Annotated in this window: 22 protein-coding genes, 1 tRNA gene and 1 riboswitch; of the genes, 21 read left to right on the forward strand and 2 right to left on the reverse strand. The window is 44.2% G+C overall.

What is annotated here, in order from left to right; genetic code table 11:
• Positions 1–15 precede the first annotated feature (15 nt).
• Positions 16–1740, reverse strand: a complete 1725-nt coding sequence (locus GT1_RS14275; protein WP_188399309.1) for a GGDEF domain-containing protein — start codon at positions 1738–1740, stop codon at positions 16–18.
• A gap of 244 nt (positions 1741–1984) precedes the next feature.
• Here GT1_RS14275 and GT1_RS14280 point away from each other — a divergent pair, with 244 nt between their 5' ends.
• The 15 genes from GT1_RS14280 (at position 1985) to GT1_RS14350 (ending at position 14876) form a co-directional block, all read left to right on the forward strand.
• Complete coding sequence (locus GT1_RS14280) at positions 1985–2131, forward strand: hypothetical protein (RefSeq protein WP_158027086.1); 147 nt, start codon at positions 1985–1987, stop codon at positions 2129–2131.
• A gap of 238 nt (positions 2132–2369) precedes the next feature.
• Positions 2370–2699 carry a DUF3870 domain-containing protein gene (locus tag GT1_RS14285; protein WP_075756332.1) on the forward strand — a complete coding sequence of 110 codons (330 nt, stop codon included), beginning with the start codon at positions 2370–2372 and terminating at the stop codon, positions 2697–2699.
• A 198-nt stretch (positions 2700–2897) separates the two neighbouring features.
• Entirely contained in the window at positions 2898–4172 is a 1275-nt protein-coding gene (gene glyA / locus GT1_RS14290; protein ID WP_223226268.1) for a serine hydroxymethyltransferase, read from the forward strand.
• Positions 4173–4463: 291 nt separating this feature from the next.
• The gene (locus GT1_RS14295; RefSeq protein ID WP_188399310.1) at positions 4464–5399 is read left to right on the forward strand and encodes a hypothetical protein; all 936 of its coding nucleotides are present in this window, start codon (positions 4464–4466) and stop codon (positions 5397–5399) included.
• A 336-nt stretch (positions 5400–5735) separates the two neighbouring features.
• Positions 5736–6173 (forward strand): flavodoxin, encoded by a 438-nt coding sequence (locus GT1_RS14300; RefSeq protein ID WP_075756330.1) that lies wholly within the window; start codon positions 5736–5738, stop codon positions 6171–6173.
• Positions 6174–6326: 153 nt separating this feature from the next.
• Positions 6327–6707 (forward strand): hypothetical protein, encoded by a 381-nt coding sequence (locus GT1_RS14305; RefSeq protein WP_075756329.1) that lies wholly within the window; start codon positions 6327–6329, stop codon positions 6705–6707.
• 172 nt (positions 6708–6879) lie between these two features.
• A riboswitch (TPP riboswitch) is annotated at positions 6880–6992 on the forward strand.
• Between the two features lie 118 nt (positions 6993–7110).
• Positions 7111–8337 carry a putative hydroxymethylpyrimidine transporter CytX gene (gene cytX, locus GT1_RS14310; protein WP_188399311.1) on the forward strand — a complete coding sequence of 409 codons (1227 nt, stop codon included), beginning with the start codon at positions 7111–7113 and terminating at the stop codon, positions 8335–8337.
• A gap of 2 nt (positions 8338–8339) precedes the next feature.
• Positions 8340–9113: a hydroxyethylthiazole kinase gene (gene thiM, locus GT1_RS14315; protein ID WP_255430445.1), complete on the forward strand. Its 774-nt coding sequence runs from the start codon at positions 8340–8342 to the stop codon at positions 9111–9113.
• On the forward strand, positions 9106–9735 hold the full coding sequence (gene thiE, locus GT1_RS14320) for a thiamine phosphate synthase (protein WP_188399312.1): 630 nt from the start codon (positions 9106–9108) through the stop codon (positions 9733–9735). Before thiM ends, thiE begins: the two co-directional genes overlap by 8 nt.
• Positions 9736–9988: 253 nt before the next feature.
• Complete coding sequence (locus GT1_RS14325; protein ID WP_188399313.1) at positions 9989–10756, forward strand: IclR family transcriptional regulator; 768 nt, start codon at positions 9989–9991, stop codon at positions 10754–10756.
• Positions 10757–10917: 161 nt separating this feature from the next.
• Positions 10918–11808 carry an acetaldehyde dehydrogenase (acetylating) gene (locus GT1_RS14330; RefSeq protein WP_188399314.1) on the forward strand — a complete coding sequence of 297 codons (891 nt, stop codon included), beginning with the start codon at positions 10918–10920 and terminating at the stop codon, positions 11806–11808.
• A 2-nt stretch (positions 11809–11810) separates the two neighbouring features.
• On the forward strand, positions 11811–12827 hold the full coding sequence (dmpG, locus tag GT1_RS14335; protein ID WP_188399315.1) for a 4-hydroxy-2-oxovalerate aldolase: 1017 nt from the start codon (positions 11811–11813) through the stop codon (positions 12825–12827).
• Positions 12828–13151: 324 nt separating this feature from the next.
• The gene (gene nrdD, locus GT1_RS14340) at positions 13152–13424 is read left to right on the forward strand and encodes an anaerobic ribonucleoside-triphosphate reductase (protein WP_188399316.1); all 273 of its coding nucleotides are present in this window, start codon (positions 13152–13154) and stop codon (positions 13422–13424) included.
• A gap of 77 nt (positions 13425–13501) precedes the next feature.
• On the forward strand, positions 13502–14761 hold the full coding sequence (locus GT1_RS14345) for an HD domain-containing phosphohydrolase (RefSeq protein ID WP_188399317.1): 1260 nt from the start codon (positions 13502–13504) through the stop codon (positions 14759–14761).
• A 39-nt stretch (positions 14762–14800) separates the two neighbouring features.
• Positions 14801–14876 (forward strand) — tRNA-Thr (locus tag GT1_RS14350).
• A gap of 96 nt (positions 14877–14972) precedes the next feature.
• Here GT1_RS14350 and GT1_RS14355 read toward each other — a convergent pair.
• Positions 14973–15404 (reverse strand): tyrosine-type recombinase/integrase, encoded by a 432-nt coding sequence (locus GT1_RS14355; protein ID WP_223226269.1) that lies wholly within the window; start codon positions 15402–15404, stop codon positions 14973–14975.
• Between the two features lie 15 nt (positions 15405–15419).
• On the opposite strand from GT1_RS14355, the gene GT1_RS14360 reads away from it, so the two are divergent.
• The 6 genes from GT1_RS14360 to GT1_RS14385 all read left to right on the forward strand — a co-directional run.
• Complete coding sequence (locus GT1_RS14360; protein ID WP_188399319.1) at positions 15420–16028, forward strand: hypothetical protein; 609 nt, start codon at positions 15420–15422, stop codon at positions 16026–16028.
• 4 nt (positions 16029–16032) lie between these two features.
• Positions 16033–16356 carry a hypothetical protein gene (locus GT1_RS14365; protein ID WP_188399320.1) on the forward strand — a complete coding sequence of 108 codons (324 nt, stop codon included), beginning with the start codon at positions 16033–16035 and terminating at the stop codon, positions 16354–16356.
• 76 nt (positions 16357–16432) lie between these two features.
• Positions 16433–16756 (forward strand): DUF2829 domain-containing protein, encoded by a 324-nt coding sequence (locus GT1_RS14370; protein WP_188399321.1) that lies wholly within the window; start codon positions 16433–16435, stop codon positions 16754–16756.
• A gap of 779 nt (positions 16757–17535) precedes the next feature.
• A complete protein-coding gene (locus GT1_RS14375) occupies positions 17536–17985 on the forward strand; it encodes a hypothetical protein (protein WP_075756319.1) in 450 nt (149 codons plus the stop codon).
• Positions 17986–18007: 22 nt separating this feature from the next.
• A complete protein-coding gene (locus GT1_RS14380) occupies positions 18008–18295 on the forward strand; it encodes a hypothetical protein (RefSeq protein ID WP_075756318.1) in 288 nt (95 codons plus the stop codon).
• 668 nt (positions 18296–18963) lie between these two features.
• On the forward strand, positions 18964–19420 hold a 457-nt coding region (locus GT1_RS14385; protein WP_223226270.1), incomplete at its 3' end, for an IS110 family transposase.

Below are 19420 nucleotides of genomic sequence, written 5' to 3' on the forward strand. Positions count from 1 at the left end.
CAGCGATTTTATATATTATTTTTCCTCCCAAGCAACAATCTGGTTTCTACCATTTCTTTTTGCTTGATACAGCACTTCGTCTGCGCTTTTGAAGATCTCTTCATATCCCATATCCTGATCCACTAATGTTATGCCAACACTAATTGTTACTGGTATATCTTCTATTGCTGTATTGATTAGTGTGCTCACTTTCTGGCATCTTGTTTTAACAAAATCGAGCGAAGGGATGTTTGGCATATATATGCCAAACTCATCACCGCCAATTCGCCCACTAATATCAGTGGTTCTGAATGATTGTTTCAAGACTTTTCCCAGCTGGAGTAATACGTTATCACCGGCTAAATGCCCGTGCGTATCATTAATATCCTTAAAATAGTCCAAATCAATCAGGATAAATGCATCAATTCGTTGTTTTCCCTGCCGGCTGCATATCGCGGTTTGAATGAGTTCCTTAGTTGTTATAGCATTATATAAACCTGTTAAGCCATCTAATAACGCTTTGTTGGCTAGTTCTTCCCTTTTCGCAGCTTCATCACTAATATTAACTACTTTGCCAATAATGGAAACTAAATTTCCATTGTCGTCGTTTACACTCAGGTGTATTACCTTGAATATACCTACTTCGCCATTGGCAAGCGGAAGCTTAATCTCAAAATATTGCCTATCCGCAGCAGTATTGGCTAACATGTTTTTTAGTATCCTGTTAGCTTCATTAAGGTTTTCTTGAGTTCCTATTTGTTGAATAAAGCTTTCTGACAACTGTAAGCGATTAGTCTTTGTAAAATATTCAAACAGGTACTCGTTGGAGATTTCAGACAAGACCTCATAGCGGCGATTATTCATTCTCAGAGTTTTATTTGCTTTAACATTGGAAGTAATAGCAAATAGCAAGATACTCAAGACTCCAATAATGATAAAAGTAATTTCTTTGCCATACCTATTTATAACCATTGAAAAAGTAATTTTTCTTTCAACTTGTGCCGCAACATCTAACACCAGATTTTGCAATTGATTTTCACCAATCGCACTAAGTGCTTTATTGATAATTGAGATTAGTATCTCATCTTCATGAAAAAAGCCAATACAATATGCTCTTGCTTCTTTGCCTTTAGGAATTGTAACTAAATTTTTATAGCCATTTTGCAGTGTATAAAATGCTACTGAATATGCATTACCATAGCCATAATCAGCTCTTCCGGCTTCTACGGCATCTAAGCTTTGTTCTCTTGTCTCAAAGTAAATAGAATTTTCTTCTTTTATGCCTTTGGGCAGTGCGCTTCCCCTTACCGCAGCATATATTTTGTTATCAAGGTTATTGGGATCTTGCGCGGCATTTATATATAGTATTGTTTCGCTTCGTAAATATGGTTTAGACAATATCATGTCAGGTGGCGCATAATTATTGGGTATACCAAAAGCAATCTCTGCATTACTTTCAAACACTTCACGTAAAGACCCATATAACGTATACTCGAATGTAAGCCCTGTTATTGCTGATATTTCCTGGAGCACCCGTTTGGAGATGCCCTGTACTTCTTTGTTTTTATCTGAATATTGTATTGGCGCTACTCCGTCAAGCGATACCGCTTTTATTACTCCCTTTTTCGCGATATAAGCCCGTTCTTCTTCTGTTAAGAATATATTGCTTGCTGCGTGTGAAGAGTTACTTAATCCTATAATCAATAATATAAATAAAAGTATAAAACTTATATTTTTTAACGTTTGCCTGTGTTGAATCATTGGCTTTCATTCACTTTCTTTATCGTTGTGTTATCTAAATAAACGTTTCTATCGTGCTTGCTTTGATAACTAAACTCCGCAAATAACTGATTTCCCAAGGTATTCTACCAATAGTTGTTTTTCCCTGCTGCATCAGTAAATCCGTAGTGCACGGCAAATGCAAGAGAAAGAGGGCCTTCCCGGGGGCTTATTTTTATGCATAACTCCATAGCATATAGATTAAGCTATACGAGGGGTGATAATAATGATGATAGATGACGGATTTTTTCCGTTTGGGATGATCTTTATGGTTTTGTACGCTGGCGTGGTTATTTACACATTAATGCAACTGGGCGGCATAAATAAAGCATTACAACGGATTGCCAGTGCGTTAGAAAGGAAGCAAGAGTAGATTACAGCTGTCTGGCAGGTAACTGGTGGCAGTCTCCTTCCCGGTTTCTGCCAAGCCGTCATGAGCAGAGACTCAGCATCCCTCCCGGGACAAACCTTGTCTGAGTATATTGATGATTACAGGTAAAACCCATATACTATAATCAAGCAGGTAATGCAGACCAATACTGCCGAGAAGCGAAGGCTGACGGACAAGCCTATTTCACGGTGTTTGAGTAGTCGAAAGGGAGTGGGGCAATATGGACTATGCACCGAATACAATTTTTATCACCGGACAGGCAAAGCCAAGTAAGGAAGATGCCATTTCTACTGTCTATAATGTATTCTTTCTAAGCTTTATTGTTGATACAGAGACAGATCTTATTGTAGACGTCACCTGCAATACCGTCAGGACCATGACGCAGGATTTTATCCGGTCACTGTTGATTGGACAGAACTTAGCCACTGGGATTGACGGTATGGTGCGGGATATCCAGCAGCGGTTTTTCGGCCTGGTGCAAAAAACATTAATTGTCGCGTTAAAGGATGCGCACAACCGGTACATGATGGTTAAGAAAAATATCCTCTAAAAAAAGTAATTGCAATTCTCAGGCAATTGTGTTACGATACATACAAATTAAATATAGTCTTATCTATTGGTATGTGAATATTCTTCATTTACCGAGATATTTAAGACCAAGATGTGTGAGTACAGCTCACTCTTCTTGGTCTTTTTTATTTTCGGTGCCGCATTACCAAAATAACAAAAAAGAAAAGAGGGTATTTTTATGGAAAAAGAAACAAAAATGCAAATGCTGGAACGGTTTGATCCAGTCATGGCCAAGCTGCTCCAACAGGAAGAAGACAGACAAAGAACCACGCTTGGCCTGATTGCATCAGAAAACTATGCGTCTCCTCTGGCGACTTTCCTGGAAGGCAGCGTTTTTACCAATAAGAATACGGAAGGTTATCCGGGCAGGCGTTTTGTCGGCGGCTGTGAATTTGCCGATGAAGTTGAAAATTTGGCGATAGAAAGACTCAAACAGTTATTTGGTTGCGAGCATGCCAATCTGCAGGCCGCAAATGCGACTATCGGCAATATTTCTATTTTGCATGGGCTTTTGAAGCAAGGGGATACCATTTTGTCTATGAGTTTAAGTCATGGCGGGCATTTAAGCCATGGTGCGGCCTTTCATGTCAGTGGGAAAATGTTCAATGTTGTTCAATATGGAGTAAGCCAGGAAACTGAACGCATTGATCTGGAGGAAGTTAAACAATTAGCACAGCAGCACAATCCCAAAATGATCATTTGCGGTGCATCTTCTTATCCGCGCTTGATTGATTATGCGGGATTTGCTGCAATTGCCAAATCAGTGGGGGCATTTTTGTGGGTTGATTGTGCCCATGATGTCGGCTTAATTGCCGCCGGGGTCATCCCGTCACCAGTGCCGCACGCCGATGTGGTTAGTTTTTCAACGCAAAAAACGCTGCGGGGACCGCGTGGTTGTGGCGTTATTCTTTGCCGCCAGGCATTGGCCGACAAAATTGACAGAGCGGTATTTCCGAACATTCAGGGTGGCCCGAAAATGGACATGATTGCCGCCAGGGCCGTGCTGTTCAAGGAGTGTATGTCTGAGGAGTTCAAGCTTTACAGCAGGCAAGTCCTTTTGAATGCACAAGCGCTGACGCAAGGCTGCTTGTCGCAGGGGTTGCGGTTAATTACCGGCGGTACGGATACACATCTCATTGTGGCTGATGTTACCCCCCTGATTCCCTCAGGCAAAGAGGCGGAGGATGTCTTGAACTCGGTTGGGATTGTCACCAATAAAAACATGATTCCGTTCGATGCTTTGCCACCCAATGTATCCAGTGGAATACGCATCGGCAGCCCGTTTTTAACCACACGTGGTGTGACGGAAGCCGAGATGTATGAGGTCGGCGTTTTAGTAGGGAAAGTGTTGCAAAATCATAATCAGCCTGAAGTATTGGCAGAGATTCGCCGGCAAGTGGCCGGGATTGCTGAGAAATATCCGCTGTTTGCCGAGGAATGGCTGCCCCGGTAACGACAAAAAATATGTAGTAAACACTGCAAACAAATAAATATAATAGTAACGAATAGGGCTGTGCTAACAAGTTTAGCGCAGCTTTTTTTCGCTTTAGCAGCATTTATCAAGAGGGAAAAAACCTGGTGATAATGAGTGTGAGGAATAGGACCGTTCAGACTATTGCATAGCCTGGGTGGCAATACTATCTAATACTGATTGATAATTATTGCTTAGTTGCGTTACCTTAACAATCGCTGAAACGTTAAACTAAGTATGAGAAAAAAATTTACTGCATGAAAGGAGCTTGGCATGAAAAAGTTTATACATAAAATAACAAACATCAGCCTGATTCTTATATTCGTTTTGGCGGTAGGGGGCTGTGCGAATAACGGTAGTGCACCATCACCGGAACCTGCTGAGCAACAAGCTTCTCAGGCTGCGGCAGTCAAAGAAAAAGCGGTTATCGATAACTTTAATGCACTGCGCCAAAAAGCAGAGGTCACCGTTCCGGAAATAATTGAGTATATTGACGGTAATATGGCTGCCGTATCGCAAGCCGGTGCAGCAACGATGATTATTGGGCTTGAAACAGTGCAGAAAGAGAAGCTGCCAAAACTGCAAGATAAGTTTGGCGATAATGAAGCAGTCCAAAAGGTATTGGCAAAAAGCTATAAAAATGGTTTGACAAGCCAGGCTATCAGTAGCATTGAAAATAAAGAAGTGAGAGATTTATTGCTAGAGACTCAAAGCAGCGGCTTCAAGATAGAAACAGCCGAAGGAATGTACTTTCCTGTTATTGACTATGCCTTCTACAACAAGTACCGGAACGCAGTAGCCCAGGATATTGTTGCGTACATTGATATTATGGCTGTTGAATCAGATAAAACCCCGGTTAAAGATGCAGCCCTGATGATAAGCTGGAGTGAAATAATTAAGCGGGCGAAGACGCAGGAACAGTTTATTAAAGAATATGCCAATTCTGCCAAAATAGAAGATATGAGACAACTGCTAAAGCGGTATTCGGTGTTTGCACTCTATGGGGCTAATAATACGCCGCTTTTTAGCTATGATACCAAGCAGATGGTGCCGGAGGCCCGGAAAACGTATTCAGAAACTGCATTTGATGCTAATAGTGGTAGTTTTTCAAAAGTTATGAGCGGGTTTCTTGTTGAGTTGAAAAAGAATGAGTACAAACTAACTGCTGAAATCCAGGAATACAGGGATAAGGCAGCCGGAGAAATTTAAATTTGAGATTGCTATTGACAGCAATCTCAAATAATGGTAATATACAAATGAGAATTGTTATCACTCGATGAGATGATAGTTGTTTCTGGCGATGACTACACCGCTTTAAGATTTCCGGCTGCTGCAAGTGGCTTATTTAAAGGAAGATAGTCTAGCCGCATCTCAATTAAGTGCATTATTAACAAAAGCCTGCGCAGGCTTATTTTTTCGACAATTTATTGAGAATTATTTTCAATAACAAGATGATTGGGAATCTGATGAACCGCAAGTTATCAAATAGCGTGGAACAAGGCTGGGTATTTTTACCTGAGGCCCAAATATATGGAGGGATGAATTATGAAAAAAGTAGTGGTTATTTACTGGAGTGGCACAGGCAATACAGAGGAGATGGCGAAAGCAGTTGCGGCAGGGGCCGGCCTGGATGGAGTTACCGTGCAGTTAACTTCTGTTGATAAGGCTTCGATTGAGGATGTGCTTAGTGCCAATGCTGTTGCTCTTGGATGCCCTTCCATGGGGGATGAAGTTCTGGAAGAATCCGAGATGGAGCCATTCATTCAATCCCTGGAGGGGCAAAGCTTATCCGGCATACCATTAGCTTTGTTCGGATCTTACGATTGGGGCGATGGACAATGGATGAGAGATTGGATGGAGCGGATGAAGAAACTCGGTGTTGTGTTGGTGGACGACGGGTTGACAGTTCAAAGTACTCCTGATGACGCAGGTCTTGCTAAATGCAAAGAATTAGGAGCTAAACTTACTTCTGCCCTTGCTTAAGGGGTGTGACGTGTTCGTATAAAATATTAAATTTTTGGGCCGTTTGCCTTTTTAAGGTAAACGGCTTTTTTTATTTTCAGCCAGTATTTTCTAATAAAAATCAAAAAAGTGGATGCTATCATTAAAGCATAATAATAAGAGGAAGTGGTTCATATGAAGTTTGTGGCGAAAAAGGCAATCATATATTCCATGGTCGGTTTATTGCAAGTTGGCATGTTTTCGTCGGTAGCTGCTGCGGCACCTGGATCTATACATAATAATGGTTCTAACCGAATGGCGTATCATCAGCGTGATAACCGCCACGACCATGACAATGAACAAAAGCGTAAGCATGACGAGCAGAAACGCAAACATGATGAACGGAAACGCCAGGAAAACGAACGTCATGAGCGGGAAATGAAACAGCGGCCTCATGAAAGCGAGCGTGAATGGCGGGAGCGCCAAAGGCAGGAAAAAGACCGGCATGACAATGCATTGCGCGAAATTGCAGCTCTTTTGATCGGAATTGCCATTGGTGCCGGAGCGTCAGATTAATGTGCAGAAGTAGCCGCAGCCCTCGGGGTGCGGCTGCTTCATTTATATGGATATGGAGACAGAGCCTTGTTTGAAAGGCAAGCCGGTTTGAAGCGGCTACCACCAAGCTCATGAACTTTTTATTGAAAATAGTGCACAGATGTGTTACTATAAAATGGAAAAAGAGAATAGGCGTGTTTTATAGGGGAGCTGGAAAGGCCGGCTGAGAGATAGATCTGATAAAATCTATGACCCTTTGACCTGATCTGGGTAATGCCAGCGTAGGGATGTTACAATAATTTGCAAGCACATCCTGACGGATGTGCTTTTAATTTTTTTAAGTAACTGCATTCCTTTTCCGTGGGCGACTTGTTGTTGGAATCCATTATTTCTGCAATTCTTGTAAAGGCAGGTGGGTTGGATTATGAGTGAGGATAATACATTAGGTTTTAAGCATTATTTATTTTTGTGGTTTGGGGCCGCTATATCCATTGCTGAGATACTGACAGGCGGGCTTTTGGCTCCGCTCGGTTTTCAAAGCGGGATGGCTGCGATTGTGCTTGGGCATGTGGCAGGGACGGGGATTTTGGTGCTGGCTGGCTGGATTGGTACCCAAGAGCGAATACCGGCGCTGGTATCTACCCGGATTTCTTTTGGTACCTATGGCTCCTATTTATTTTCGGTATTAAATGTTTTGCAATTGCTGGGTTGGACGGCAGTTATGATTATTGCAGCCGCCCGTTCAGCCAATGAGATTAGTAAACTGCTGTGGGGCTTGGATCAGCTGTCTTTATGGAGTATCGGCATTGGTGGCTTAGTTTTCCTGTGGATCATACTGGGAAGGGAAGGCGGGGTCAAGAAAGCCAATATGTTAGCTGTGTTCCTCCTGCTGGGTATTACTGTGGTGCTAAGCAGTGTTGTATTTAAAGACAGTACCGCGTTATTGGCGCCGCCTGCCGGGGGCATGTCTTTCGGCCAGGCTGTAGAATTAAGTGTTATTATGCCGCTTTCCTGGCTGCCTTTGATTGCGGATTATACCCGTTTTGCCAAGAGTAAAGCCAGTGCGGCCTGGGGAAGTGGTCTGGGATATTTTGTGGGCAGCTGCTGGATGTATATCATTGGTCTGGGAGCCGCCATTATTGCCGGAAACCCGGAACCCTCGGCCATGCTGCTGGCAGCCAATCTTGGTTTATCGGCCCTGGGGATTATTATCCTGGCAACAGTAACCACTACTTTTCTGGACGCCTATTCCGCAGGGGTCAGTTTTGGCAATGTCTTTCCCAAATTTGATGAAAAACGGGTAGCCCTGGTTATGACAGTGATTGGCACCATCATAGCTCTCTGGGTTAATATTGAACAGTATGAGAATTTCCTTATTGCCATCGGCTCTGTTTTTGCTCCCCTGTTTGCCGTTTTGCTGACAGAGTATTTTATTATTAAAAATCGAAAAGTACAGGATGAGATGCTTGTTAATTGGGGCGCGCTGATAGTTTGGGCACTCGGGGTAGGAATGTATTATCAATTTATTAGGCTGGACTTTGTTTTCGGAGCCACTATTCCGGTCATGGTGATTACAGCAGTATTATATAGAATTGTATGGGGGTATACGCAAACATGGAAATCCTGCAGAAAATATCCGATAGCCTCTTAACCTTGAAGGAAAAAAAGCCTTTAGTCCATCACATTACCAACTATGTGACGGTAAATGATTGTGCCAACATAACCTTGGCCATCGGCGCTTCGCCGGTTATGGCTGATGACATCGGTGAAGTGGCAGAAATGGTTTCGTTCGCGTCTGCTCTGGTATTAAATATCGGAACCTTAAACTCCCGGAACATCGAATCCATGATGGCTGTCGGTAAAAAGGCCAGGGAAAAGGGCATTGCCATTGTTTTTGATCCGGTGGGGGTGGGGGCTACAGCCCTGCGTACCGCCACGGCAAAGAAGATTATTCAGGAGGTCGGGCCTTCTGTCATTCGCGGTAATATGTCGGAAATAAAAATTATCGCCGGACTTGATGCCGGTATTAAAGGGGTTGATTCTGTTGCCGACGAGGCCGGCGGGGAAACGGTGGCCAGGCAGCTTTCGCAGAAACTTGGCTGTGTAATTGCCATCACCGGCAAGCAGGATATTATTGCCGCAGGGGAGCGGGTGTGCCGTATTGACAACGGTCATGCGATCTTGTCTCAGGTAACAGGCACCGGCTGTATGGCGACCTCTTTAATTGCTTGCTATTGCGGCGCAACCGGCGATTGCTTTACCGGAGCTGCCGCGGGAGTAATGACTATGGGAATGGCCGGGGAGATTGCGCAGCAATCCCTGCAGGCCGGCGAAGGGGTTGGAACCTTCCGGATGCGATTGTTTGACGCGGTGTGGGCGATGACACCGGAATTAATCACGAAAGGTGGCAGAATTTCAAATGCATAACAATAATGTGGATTATTCCTTATATTTAGTAACCGACAGGGATTGTCTTGGCGGCAAGGACCTTGTGGCAACCGTGGAGCAGGCACTGCAGGGGGGAGCTACGGTAGTGCAGGTGCGGGAGAAAAATCTGTCAACCCTAGAATTTTTTCAAGTGACCTCCAGGATAAAAAGTATTACCGACAAATATGGTGTACCACTTATTGTCAATGACCGGGCAGATATTGCGTTAGCGGTAGACGCCGCCGGGCTGCATATTGGGCAGGAAGATTTGCCGCTAGCAGTGGCACGGCGTCTCTTGGGACCTGACAAAATTATTGGCGTATCTGCGTCAACTCTGGAAGAAGCATTACTGGCGCAGGAGCAAGGTGCTGATTATTTGGGCGTAGGAGCCGTCTTTCCCACAAATACCAAGGATGATGCCGATAGTGTGAGTTTAGCGGCATTAAAATCCATTAAGGAACAGGTACGGATTCCGGTTGTTGCCATTGGCGGAATTAATAGGAGTAATGTTCAAGCAGTTATGGGAACAGGTATAGCTGGTGTCGCAGTGGTGTCGGCAGTCATTGCTGCTCAAAATCCGTATGAAGCTGCCTGTGACATGCTACGATTGGTCAGGGCGTAGAGAATAACTGCATGCTATAAAAAAATGTTCGGCAAGGAAAATGTCAGCAAGGAATTTATAGAAGTTTAGCGAATGTATCAATTAATACCACAACGAGAACGATGTTCTATAATATAGAATGCGAGGGAGGGGAAGCCGCTACATTAAGTAAGGAAGCCGAAGCCCAAAAAGGAGGAAATATCTTAAGGGCCACGAATTCTCATCCCAAGCAAGGATTGTCAGGTAAGCAAAAAATGCTTAAGGAGAAGATGATGTGGCGCAACAAGGTGTTATGGTTCAGTCCATCGAGCGGGCCATTCAGATTTTAAATTGCTTTAACGGTAATAATTCGGAACTTACGTTACAGGCGATTGCAAACGAGCTTAATTTAAATAAAAGTACCGTGCATGGAATTTTAAATACCCTCAAGCATTATGGCTTGGTTGAGCAAGATGAGGAAAGAGGCAAATACCGGCTGGGAATGCATCTGCTGGTTCTGAGCAACCGGCTATTGGACAGGTTGGAGATCCGGGGAGTTGCCGGTTCGGTAATACAGGACCTGGCTGCCCAGGTGGGTGAAACCGTGCATCTTGTCATTCTGCGGGGCACTGATGTCGTCTATATTGATAAATGTACCTCAAACCGGTCATTTCAGGTATTTACCTCCATTGGCATGAGCTTTCCGGCTTATGTCACCGGTGTTGGCAAAGTCCTGCTGGCCAATAAGAGTGATGCTGAACTGTGTGAGCTCATTCCATCTGTTTTACGGCAAGTAACCGAGCATAGTATCGGCAGCAGGGAAGAGCTGCTTGCACATCTGCGGCAAGTAAGGCAGCAGGGGTATGCCTTTGACAAAGAAGAGAACGAAATCGGGCTTAGCTGTGTCGCTGCACCAGTCTTTGATCACACCGGCAAAGCTATGGCAGCCATTAGTGTGGCAGGACCTTCCGCCAGGCTGGATGAAAAGCGCATGCAAGAACTGGTCGGTATTGTACGGCAGGCAGCCGACGAGATTTCCCGCAGGTTAGGCTACAGACCGTAAATCTAAACCAACATAGACAGCTGGTAATCGTCTGTCAAAATATAAGAATTAAGTTTGATAATGTAGAATTAATTAAAAGTTATTTTGCCGGAACTGTCCGCAAGGAAAGCAGCAGTCTGAGGCAAGCTCTGTTTCAATTTAAATGTTTGGAGGCGACAACCTTGAAAAAAGTACGAGCAGCTATTATGGGTTCGGGGAATATCGGGACAGATCTTATGTATAAGTTAAAGCGCAGCAAGGTGCTGGAGGCAACGGTCATGGTCGGCATTGACCCGCAGTCGCAAGGCTTGGAGCGGGCCGGGAAGGAAGGTCTGACCGTCTCTCATAAAAGCATTGACGGGGTTCGCGAACATGCCGATTTGTTTGATATTATTTTTGACTCCACCAGTGCGCAAGCTCATATCGAGAATGCGCCGGTTTACCGTGAGCTTGGCAAGATAGCTATTGATTTGACGCCAGCCGCAGTAGGGCCTTTTGTGATTCCCTCCGTCAATATGCAGGCAGGATTAATGGCCGACAACGTAAATATGGTTACCTGCGGTGGGCAGGCTACCATACCCATTACCTATGCCGTGAATCAAATTGTTCCTGTAACTTATGCGGAGATTGTTGCAACCATTTCCAGCCGTTCGGCCGGACCCGGTACCAGGGCAAATATCGACGAATTTACCGAAACAACCGGTTTGGCACAAGTCAAGGTTGCCGGCGCCAAGCAGGGAAAGGCCATTATTATCCTTAATCCGGCTGAACCGCCGATCATGATGCGCAATACGGTGCGCTGCCTGATGGAGCAAGAGGGCCCGGCAATCGAGCAGGCTGTTGCCCAATCCATTGAAAAGATGGTCAAAGAGGTTCAGCAGTATGTACCCGGTTACCGGCTTAAACATCCACCGCAGTTTGATGGCAAGCGAGTAACGGTTTTCATTGAAGTAGAGGGATTGGGTGATTTTCTCCCCAGCTACTCGGGCAATTTGGATATTATGAATTGCGCTGCCGTGCGTGTTGCGGAAATGCTGGCAGCCGAGCGCTTTGGCGTTAAACAGGAGGGATAAGGATGAATAATCACAGGATTATCTTAACCGATGTAACCATGCGGGACGGTATGCATGCCATGGCGCATCAGTTTTCCACCGACGATATGACCATTATTGCCCAGGCGCTTGACGAAGCAGGCATGGATATTATTGAGGTTACCCATGGTGATGGACTGGGCGGACATTCACTGCAATATGGCCTGGCTAAACATACAGATGCTGAATATCTGGAAGCCGTATCCTCAAAAATAAAGAATGCTAAGCTTTCGGTACTGCTCATTCCCGGTATCGGCACCATCCATGACCTGAAAGCCGCCATGAAATACGGAATTAAAACAGTACGTGTCTGCACCCATTGTACCGAAGCCGATGTTTCGGCTCAGCATATTGCTTTTGCGCGGGAAAACGGTTTGGACACTGTTGGTTTTCTGATGATGTGCCATATGATATCCCCGGCTGAACTGGTAAAACAGGCTAAATTAATGGAATCCTATGGAGCTAACTGCGTTTATGCCACCGACTCCTCCGGCAATTTAACTCCCGCAGGTGTGACCGCACGCATTAGTGCCTTGCGCGAAGCCTTGTCACCGGCAGTACAGGTTGGTTTCCATGCACATGAAAATCTTTCCTTATCAGTGGCCAACAGTATTGCGGCCATCGAAGCCGGTGCCGGGCGGATTGACGTATCGCTGGCAGGCCTGGGTGCCGGTGCGGGTAATACGCCGGCAGAAGCGCTGGTTGCTGTGTGCCGGAAGCTGGAGATACCTGTGGGAGCCGATTTATATAAGCTGGCAGATGCCGCAGACAAGTTAGTTCGTCCGCGGATGACTCATCCCGTACAGGTGGACGGCAAATCGCTTATGGTCGGCTATGCCGGGGTATATTCCAGCTTCCTGCTGCACGCCGAGCGGGCGGCTGCCAGGTACGGTGTTGATACGCGTGATATTCTGCTAGAACTAGGACGGCGAAAAATGGTTGGCGGCCAGGAGGATATGATTATTGATGTAGCGTTGGACATTGCCAACCATGTCCGGTAAGGTGAATTAAAAAAACATGGCCGGATTTGGTGTCCGGCCAGCGGTCAATTGCTGCAAAATGTAGGCTTCCAGGAAAAACGGTAGCCGCTAGTGTCAGCAGTCTTATTCTGTTCAAAGACTGCTGACACTAGCGGGAGATGTTGCTGTTTCCCCCAGGTGGCTTTTTGTTTTTTGTTCGGGCTTTACAGGAGTTTCCCGGCAGGTGTCGAAAGTTGTATATTGCTAGTTAATGGAAGGTATAGCGACTGGAAAATGAGTGGCTATGGATTTTTACCGGATAACTGCTATGTTTAATTAAACTTATTTAACAATGGAGGGATACCAATGATTATTGATGGTGTAAATGTTGTGGCAGATTCAGAAATTACGGAAGAGGAGATCAGGGCCATTGTTGCTGAAGAACTGCAGCTGTGGAAGAAACGGAATAAAGAACTTGCCCAGGTGCAGTTAAAGATAGAAGGGGAAGAGATTATCGTTAAGGCCGTTGAGCGTTCACCGATTAAGCGGGTACGCCGGATAACCGGATATCTTAGTACCGAGGATCGCTTTAATTCTGCCAAACAGGCTGAACTGTCAGACCGACACGCGCACGTGTAGTGAGCAGGGTTATATCATCCGCGACAGGAGATGTAAAGTTAGTTGGCGCGGATAGTTTTTTATAGGGAGCGAGCCAATTGCTGTTTACTATCCACCCGAGTAATTTAGTATGTGCTTTGTCTGTAGCCTTTGAACTTTCGACAGGCGGGTTATCCCAGCACCACTGGCGTACAGCGCTCATTGCCAACAAAATTGCTAAACATATTGGGCTGGATGAAGGCCAGCGGCAAATCGTAGTATATGCTTCGTTGCTGCATGATATTGGTGCAGTATCTAGCTGGTCGGAGAAGAAAAGATTGCTTACCTTTAAAGCCGGAGAAGATATTTTTCGTCATGCCGAAACCGGTTATGAGCTGCTAAAGGATTCACAGCAGTTTGGTATGCTGGCCGAAACCATTCGCCATCATCACGATAACTGGGATGGTTCCAATCCGTCCGGCCTTGCCGGGAAAGCCATTCCTATAACCAGCAGAATTATCAATTTGGCAGATCGCCTGGAGATACTGCTCAAGGACCACATTTACATATTCGAGCAGCGTCCTGACGTTTTATCTGCTATTAGAGAACTAAGTGGCAGCTATTTCGACCCCGAGTTAGTACGGGCCCTGCACGAATTTGCCCGCCAGGAAAGTTTTTGGCTGGATTTGTCCAATCCCCATTATTATCAGAACTTTTTCCGGCAGATTGATATCTATGGGCGAATGGTCTTTAATATGGATGATGTTGTTAATATTGGTGAAATTTTTGCCACCATTATTGACCGAACCAGCTGTTTCACCGGTATGCATTCCCGCAGTGTTTCCCTGGTAGCGGCCTTTTTGGCTCAGGCCAAGGGCTACAGCCAGGAGGAAGTCAAGCTAATGAAAATTGCGGGTTTATTTCATGATTTGGGCAAACTGGCCATACCGAATGAAATTCTGGAAAAACCGGGCAAGCTAACCAGTACCGAGTTTTCTATTATCAAGCAGCATCCATACTATACGTACCGCATCTTGGAGAAAATAGACGGATTTTCAACAGTAGCCGAATGGGCGGCTTTTCATCATGAGACCTTAGACGGCTCAGGCTATCCTTTCCGGATACAAGCGCCTTCGCTGCGTCTGGGCTCCAGAATAGTGGGTGTAGCCGATGTGTTTGTCGCCCTGACTGAAAATAGACCGTACCGCCGGCCGCTGGCTTTAGCGGAAGTCGAAAAGATCATGCAGGGAATGGTAAATAACCGCAAGCTTGATGGTAATGTGGTATCCGATTTGTTCGGTAATTCTGCCAATATCCGTACCCTTGTGGATCAAATTTCCGAATGGAGCTGGTCAGCGAGCCAATCTTGTCAATATTGACTTTTCCTTTAACGGGGAGTAAAATAATATTGTCAAATTGCCGGTATAGCTCAGCTGGTAGAGCATCTCATTCGTAATGAGAGGGTCACAGGTTCGAATCCTGCTATCGGCTCCAAGTAAATTAAGGGATTGCAGGCTGTGGTGCTAAAAATGAGTGGGTTCAGATGGTGCAAAAGTGGTGCAATTCCTGTTTTTCGAGAGCAGTCGGATGCTATTCCGCCTGCTCTTTTTTTACCCTGATTAATTTTTTAAATGTAAGCTTTGGCTTCGGATTTAAAGCAGCCTTCATAGCAGAGGTTGCTTTTTTTGTTGCATCTTTTCGAGGGTGTACGTATTGCTTGTATGTAAACGCTTCGTCAGCATGCCCCAGTAACGCGGCTACGTCAGCAGCAGAAACTCCATTGTCAATTAATACTGAAGCCACAGAATGTCGCAACCCATGGCGGTGTACATTTACTCCAGCCTTTTTGGCTATACTGGCAAACTCTTTGGCAAAACGGCGCGGTTCTAATGGTTTAGGCAGGAAGGACAGTCTCATGGCGAGGCGCTGCAATATGCTGAAAAAATCAATCAAAAGGCTAATGGAAACTATGCTATCTCCGATACGCCGCTGTTTATACGTGCAGGCGGTCCAGTAACGCAAACGGCCGCACAGTTTATGAAATATCCTATAAAGCAGCTTGAAATGATTGGCGAAATTCTATTCGGCAAAGGGAATTTACTTAACCCGATGACCTGGCGCCCGAACGCAGGACAAAACGCTCGGTTCTGGCTGCCGTATTTGGCTCTATCTGGCGGATGGGGTATTCCGGGATTTAAGGCGCTTATGCTTCCGGTTGTTGCCGGGATATTGCGAGCATTTGGGTATGATGGCGACGACGATGAATTGATTGTTAAACAAGCCACATTTAAAATGGCTGACGAATTTTTTAAGGATATTCCGGAGGTAAATGAGCTAATGAAAGGAGTGGTTAGAACTGGATGGTACGGGGCGTTAGGTGCGATTCCGAAATATGGGGTTGATGTGTCAAAGAGCACTGGTATTGGCGATTTTGGTTCTGCTGGTAATATGCCAAGAACCGCTTGGGAGAGGTTCTTTTCGGCGTTCGGCCCTGGTGGTTCGACAATATATAATTTTGGCATTAAAGCATTCGAGCTTGATGGGGTGGGTGCGCTAACCGCTATATCACCCGCTATAGGCGACGTGGCTGCGGCTATAGCAGGGGAGAAGAGAGGTAAAGCGTGGCCGGCTTCAAACGACGTATGATACCATGTATGAACGAATTTTAAAGGCCGCTGGATTCCGACTGGTGGATGAAGCCGAGGAGAGTGATATAGGCAGAATTGAAAAGGACATACTAAAATCCAAACGTGACGAAGTTGCAGTCGCTATCGATAACTACCTTGAGGCCGAGGCTAACAAAGACCAAAAGGCAATAACGAAAGCTGCCGAAGAACTGCGACGACTTACGGTAACCGGTAAACAAGTTGCCGGTGAGCGTCGGCGAAAGAATCAAACTGCTCTTGAGAGAACCGAGAAAACCATACCCAAGAAGTACCGACAGGAGTTTGATGGGATTATGGGTTTTAAGTAAAGACCCGGGAGTTTCTAACTTCAAGCCATTAGAAGTTGGCAATTTTGACGAAAATTAATAAAATGGAGGAATGAAAATGAACGAGAGGGATAACGCCCAGGCAATTAATGAAACAAAGAACATTGATATGGATTTTTCAAGCGCTTTGCAAGCGTTAAAAAATAGTAAACGATTAACTCGCCGGGGATGGAAACACGAAGGTGTTTTCATAGAAATGCATAAGCGCCCATATGTAGTGTATAATCCACATCCGATTACTAGTAGCTTGTTTTTGCATATGCAAACCGCAGAAGGATATTTTATTCCGTGGGTTGCTACTCAAGCCGATTTACTAGCCGGCGACTGGAGTGTTCTTCCGTATGACTCCCCGGAAGAACTGTTGCAGAAGCGCGATAGTTAGCCTGGTTTCCCTAGTGAAACTTTTAAGTAATCTTCTTTGCATTTAACCTTTGTCCATGCGGTTTCGCCAGTAAGAGCAGCTACAAACAATTTGTCGTTACCATCGATAAATTGTCGCAAATAGTCTCGTACTTGTGCGCAAGTTAGTGATGTATTAATAACCCAACATGATTCGGTTACCCTGCACCACCTGTCAAATTTCTGTATTTCCGCGATTAAAGTCTTATAGTCTTGAGATGTTTCAGGTTTGCATAAGTCGTAAGTGATTATCTTTGCCATGATTACTCCTTTCCACCTGGGCGTTAACCATACTAATTCTCCGTCGAAAATACCAAGTACCTGTCATAGTGAAAGGAAATAATTGACAAATTATTTATTAATCCGACAAACGAGGTAGTTAGAAAGGTGGGGATGTTTAAAATATTTTAAAACAATAATAAACCTTTTAAAACATGTATAAATCGGTTATAATAAGCATAGGAACTAAATGAACGCCCCTGGTGCTAACAGGGACGTTCGCGAATAGGGAGGCTACTTGAGCCAAATAGTGATTGCAACTGGTTTAAGCAAGATTACCGTTAGCGCGATAATCAACCAGACAATCACTCGTGGAGTAATCCACACAGGAACCACCTCCTTATTCAGTTTGGAGCAGGTTGCAGCCTGCTCCTTTCATATTATACCATAGCCGTCCTTCGGGGCGGTTTTTGTTTTGCCTTTTTCACAGGAAATACATTTTCTCTGCCGAAATATGTTGAAAATGGTAGGGGAGATGATGGTATGGATAATGCTGTATGGGCTGGTTTAATAGGTGCATTGGTTGGTGGCGCAATTAGCGGCATTGGTAGTTATCTGGGTGGGATTCGTGGTGCTCGACAAAGCTATGATTTGCTTATTACAAGCCAAAAAGAAAGTGCAAAACGTGCACTTATAATTGAGATAAAATATACTCTTAATAAACTTGATAGGATGGATCCGAATGGGTTTTATGGTGCAAAGAATTTAGGTTACGATGAACACTGGAAAAAACATTTATTTGGTTTGGAGAATTTATCACAAGAAGAATTTGCGGATATGATTAACTGGTTTTTAACAGTATTTCGTTGTCAGCAAAACCATCAAACTCCAGCATCAATCACAGGGTCAATAAATTCAAACAAAGTTGTTCTGGAAAACTTTGCGCAATTAAGACCAAAAATCGAAACTTTATTGCAAAAACTAGAACCTTAAATCTAAGCAAGGAGGTTTGCATATGGAAATGAAAGGATACTCTGTCTGTTGTAATCATTGCGGGAAAGAAAGTAAACCATTTTCAGCAGTTCCTAGTTACGATGCAGTGTTTTGTTCCGAGTGTTTAGGAAACAGTAAAATAAACCTTGTCGATAATGAATACAAGAAAACTGCAATTGAGGTGCTTACCGAATATTTAGAAACTCGGAAAAGAATTAATTCAGAGGTGGGATTAGAATACCATCATGGCATCAAGGTAAAAACTAACAACCCGCAGAAACCGTATTTTTACGCGGTATTATTCCAGTAATCCTAATAGAGTATTCAGTTTTGAAGCTACCCATAAATGTCAAGATTATTTTATGCGTAAAAGATGTACATATTGCGTATAAATAGGGTATAATAAGCATAGAAACTAAATGAACGCCCCTACTGCGAATAGGGACGTTCGATGAATACCGGAGGTTAACGAGATACTTCGCGGATAATCTGATAAATTATCCACAAAGCGCCGCTTGAGACCGTGAGGCTAAACCACTTAGTCTTGAAGCGCATTGAATCACCTCCTGTATTCAGTTTAGGACGGGCCGTGAACCCGTCCTTTACACATTATACCATAACCGTCCTTTGGGGCGGTTTTTGTTTTGCCTTTTTTATTTCTTACAATGAGGAGATGATTATATGCCGCGAGAACCGTGCCGCTAAAGCGGTTATTTGGTACGATAAAAGTGTAATTGTTAGACATTGAAAACAATGTTGAGCATTTGCACTTATTTTTTTACAATGAGGGAGTTAGTGGTTTGACGTGCAGGTTATTTGGATTATCACATCCGGCATAAAAACTGTCAGCCATCTCTTATTGTAAGCATTCGATTAAGCAGGTTGAAACCAAAGTTGGCTTTCGCGTAACGAACCAAAATGAATGGCAATAAGTGTAGATGGATACCATTACAAAAAAATCTATTCAGGAGGTTCGAAATGATCAGCGTTGGGATTGATATCTCAAAAGAAAAAAGTATAGTTTGCATTTTACGGCCTTATGGAGAAGTAATAGCATCTCCTTACGAAATCGTACATACTGAAAAATCTATAGCAGGATTAATTGAACGCATTCGTGATCTAGGGAATGAAACTAGAGTTGTCATGGAAGCAACAGGAGCATATCACTTTCCTGTATTAAGTAGCTTGAAACAGGCGGGTATTTTTGTGAGCGTTATTAATCCGCTTGTAATGAAAAAATATGTTTCTAAAGCTATAAGAAAGGGGAAAACAGATAAATTAGACTCTGTCAGAATAGCTAATTACGGAATTGACAACTGGTTTCATTTGAATGATTATCAGCCAATGGATACTATTTATGAGGAGCATTCCTGTAACGAACAAAAAAGAGTTTTGAACAAAAAAGTACCTCCTGTTAGAATACAGGGTGTAAGGC

Source organism: Sporomusa sp. GT1, from assembly GCF_014634905.1.
GTDB classification, from domain to species: domain Bacteria; phylum Bacillota; class Negativicutes; order Sporomusales; family Sporomusaceae; genus Sporomusa; species Sporomusa sphaeroides.